Annotated in this window: 2 protein-coding genes; one reads left to right on the top strand and one right to left on the bottom strand. The window is 34.4% G+C overall.

Annotated features, from left to right (window positions below):
- Positions 1–1,433 (bottom strand): cysteine--tRNA ligase (gene cysS / locus F6K13_RS20925; protein ID WP_287288257.1); only part of this gene is annotated, 1,433 nt, incomplete at its 3' end.
- A gap of 1,453 nt (positions 1,434–2,886) precedes the next feature.
- Between cysS and F6K13_RS20920 the strand changes: the two genes are divergently transcribed.
- Entirely contained in the window at positions 2,887–3,702 is an 816-nt protein-coding gene (locus F6K13_RS20920) for a sulfotransferase (RefSeq protein WP_287288255.1), read from the top strand.
- Positions 3,703–4,262: the final 560 nt, after the last annotated feature.

Genomic DNA, 4,262 nt, shown 5'->3' with positions numbered 1-4,262 from the left:
TCTATTAGTTGAATACCTTGGTTTTGTAGTTCATCTCTAATGCGGTCTGCTTCAGAGTAATTCTTGGCTTTTTTTGCAGCTAAACGTTGCTGAATTAAAGACTCAATTTCAGCATCACTTAAACCTCCAACTTCATCATTAATTTCTGCATTTGGTTGAAATTCTAAACCTAATACTTGTGACAACTTTACAAGAGTTATCCATTGTTTTTGTAATTTCTCTAAAGATGTTTCAGTTTGGCCTTCATGTACTAATATATTACCCTCTCGACGTAACTCCTTAGCTAATTCAAATAAAACAGCTAAAGCACCAGGAGTATTAATATCATCATCCATTGCTTTCTGAAATTTTTCAACTTGAGAAGTTAATAAATTTGTCTTTTCAGATAATACTTTTTCTGGCGTTTCCCATCCCAACTGAGAACCATATTGATAAGCAAATAATATACCTTCCTTAATCGTATTCCAACCATTTTCCGCAGAAGCGATCGCTTCAGGGGTAAAATCAATAGGTTTTCGATATTGGGCAGTCAAAACAAACATTCTTACAGCCATTGGGTCTACAGGTTTGTCTAATAAATCCCGAATCGTGGTAAAATTACCGAGGGACTTTGACATTTTTTCCCCATTAATTGTGACAAAGCCATTATGTAACCAATATTTAGCTAAAGACTTTCCAGTTACTGCTTCCGACTGGGCAACTTCATTTTCATGGTGAGGAAAAATTAAGTCCGCCCCACCACCATGAATATCAATAGTCTCTCCTAAACACTCTCGCACCATTGCAGAACATTCAATATGCCAACCTGGTCTTCCTTGTCCCCAGGGAGAATTCCATGCAGGTTCCCCCGGTTTTGCTGCTTTCCATAAGGCAAAATCAAATGGGTCTTTCTTTTTAGAGGTCTCTAAATTTTCTCCTCCAACTCTACCACTTGCCCCAGCTTGCATTTCCTCCAAGCGACGGCCCGATAACTTCCCATATTCGGTAAATTCCCGCACCTGATAATAGACATCCCCTCCCGCAGAATAGGCAAAACCTTTTTTTTCCAGGTCGTTGATTAACTGCTTAATTCCATCTATTGTCTGAGTTGCCCGAGGATATTCGTCTGCTTCTAGCACATTCAACCGTTTCATATCCTCAAAATAAGTCTCAGTGAAGCGTTCGGCCACCGACTCCATAGAAGTACCTGTTTCTCTGGCCCGATTAAGGATTTTATCATCTATATCAGTAAAATTTTGCACATATCGTACCTGATAGCCCCGCCACATTAGATATCGACGTATTATGTCCCAGGCAATATACGAACGAGCATGGCCCAAATGGCAGTAGTCGTATACTGTAACACCACAGCAGTACATTTTAACTTTGCCTGGTTCTAGGGATTCAAAATTTTCTTGGCGACGAGTTAGGGTATTGTATAGTTTCAGGGTCATAAAGTAATTTCAACAAGTTTTTTCTAATTCTAAATTATCAGGAGAATAGCTGTTTTTGATTTTGGCGTTAATTTAATTATTAATTTTTAATCTTCACAATTATTTTCATGGTAAATCTCCCTCTCAAAAGGTGTTTTTTTCAAGTATACTTAAATGTTCTGTTTTTCACCTTACTTGATGCATTGATTTGTTATTTGTAAAAATTAGATGATATGTAAGAGCTGATTTGTAAACTTAGCTAAAACTCTTACTTCATCTAACTCTCAGGAATTTAGGTGTTATTGGGATATAACTCCAAAAACCTTTGTATTGCCAGGAATTCAGCCTGTTAATATTTACTTAATAAATTAGCTCTAAATAGTTGATAATAATATTCACTCAGATTAATAATTTTGAGAATAATTAGTTTAGTTGTAGCTCGGTTTCTACTTCTGACTTACCTTGGATTGCCTAGACAATTTAAGTGCTGAGGCAAAATTAATTACCTAATTTTATTCTCTGTAATTTTTACAGCATCATATTTGGTAGTGCATCAGTAAAGTGTGGGATAAGTAATCAAGTCATTCTAGCTCCAAGGAGCGATGTAGCTATGCTAGGTTTCGATATGCATGAACATGGGCATTATGAATCAAATTTGTATTTTTTTGCACGTCCATAACAGCAGCAGAATTTCTTGTGCCAATTCATGCACATTATCGCTATTCATCCAGAAATCAACTGATAATAAGAATATGTTAATAAGACAAAAAACAATACTCAATCAAGCAAAAAAACTCCCACATTTTCTTTATGCACAACCTCATATTTTTAGCTTTAGAGTATGTGTAATTAATTTTGTATGACTACTTTAATACCTAAAATATGATGACTATGGTAATAAGCATTCAGCTATCATACCAGTTTGATATCAGGTTGCATAGAATGATGAAATTCATTAATTGCTACTATCTTTATTTACGCGTATCTGCGGTCAATTCTGCTTGAAATATTATTCTATACAGCTTCATTTCAATTTGGTATCAGCTATCAGCTATTGATGAGAGGAAGAGGTAAAAGTAATTGAAAAATTTAGAGAGAATTAAAAGTTACTGCCAAAGTATACTATAGAAGGAGTTATTTATTATTTGCTGTTTGCGTAGCATCCCGCAGGGAAGTGCTGACTACTAAGAGCTATTTGCGCAGCATTCCGCAGGAAATGCTTACCTATGGTCTAGTTTTAATTTAATAATTTCACCGCTTGAATAGAATACTTTAAAAGTCTAGCTAGTCCATAGAAATTATCATTTTCTTTGTGGGTTTAATACCCCACCGTCAACGGTCGTGTTCACGCATTACTTGGGGTGAGAATCCCCATGTAATTTTCCTCCTGTCTCCTGTCTCCTGTCTCCTGTCTCCTGTCTCCTTCTTCAACGACCTTTGACGATATTAATGTTTAGTTAAATATAATCCAAATATGATTTCACAATTTAAGTATCATCTCAGAAATCTAATTACATTAAGATACTTTAGCCCAATATTTTCTGGGAATTTATTTTTTATTTTTGGTTGTCAAAGAAGTGGTACAACCTTATTACTATCCATTCTTAATGCACATCCTCAAATTACTTGTGTAGACGAAACAGAATTTCCTAGTCCGTATCCTTTTCCCTCAGCTCAAAGACTAGCAGTTAATAAGATTAACCATCATTATTTATGTTTTAAGATTCTAGAGCATTCTCATAAACTAGATTTCTTAAAAAGATTTTATCCTAGTTCAAAAATAATATGGCCGATTAGAAATCCTCATAGCACTATTTCTTCGATGCTCAATCTAGTTAATTCACAAGGAGATTGGATCGATCGATGTGTTATAAAAGAAATAGAAAGACTCAAACCTTTTTTTGGTAAAGAGTTAGAAAATTGGCATCTATCTCAATTATCTAAAGTTGAATTAGCTGGGATTTATTGGTTATATAAAAACCAATACCCGATTTGGCTAAAGAATCATGGATTTGATGTTTTAGAGTCTAAATATGAAGATCTAATCCAAAATACAAAAGAAACATTAGCGAAAATAACTAATTTTTTGGAAATTGAATGGAGCGATGATTTACTGAATTGTTATCAAAAAAATCCTGGTAAATATTTGGCAGGAGGAACCAGGACTGACAGACCTATTAATACAACGAGAGCTAGCAATTTACAGGGAAAACTAAATGCTGAAGAAATACAGAAAATTAATGTAATTTGTCAGCCTGTAATGCAGAAATATAGCTATACAGAACTGTAAGAAAAATTTTCGATCTATAAGTGGTGTCTAATTGCCAAAATTAGTAATATTATTTTAAGTTAATTTGTTTTGATTTTAAGTGTTTTTTAATTAGGGCTTGCTGAGAAAAACTCAAAGCATTGATAGATAAGGATTTTAGATATTTTAGGTTGAAAAAAGTGCCAACTTTTCGGTTGCTCAAGGTCAAAAAGAAGCGCATTTTGGGCAAGAGTTGGGCAGAAAATTTTAGGGAGAATTCTTACTCCTACCTCCTCTATAATTCCCCTGAATCCTGTCTCCTGTCTCCTGTCTTCTACCCCTACTAAAAGACTTTTTCAGCAAACCCTAATTAGCTTAATCAAGATATTAACTTAATACAATTAGACAGTAGTAATATTGTTTGGTAAATACCTTGATTTATCGGGATATAAACGTAACAATTCAGCTATTAACGGTTATCTCTTACTATTGAATTTGACCTCAATTTATCAATGGCTTTTACCGACTACAAAGCAATAGCTGAATACTGAATGCTGAATGCTTACATATAAAGGTCAAAGCACAGTCCCTTGACCTTTATA

The organism is Okeania sp. SIO2B9, from assembly GCF_010672505.1.
Taxonomy (GTDB): Bacteria; Cyanobacteriota; Cyanobacteriia; order Cyanobacteriales; family Microcoleaceae; genus Okeania; species Okeania hirsuta.
This window is presented reverse-complemented; position numbering and strand designations above follow the sequence as displayed.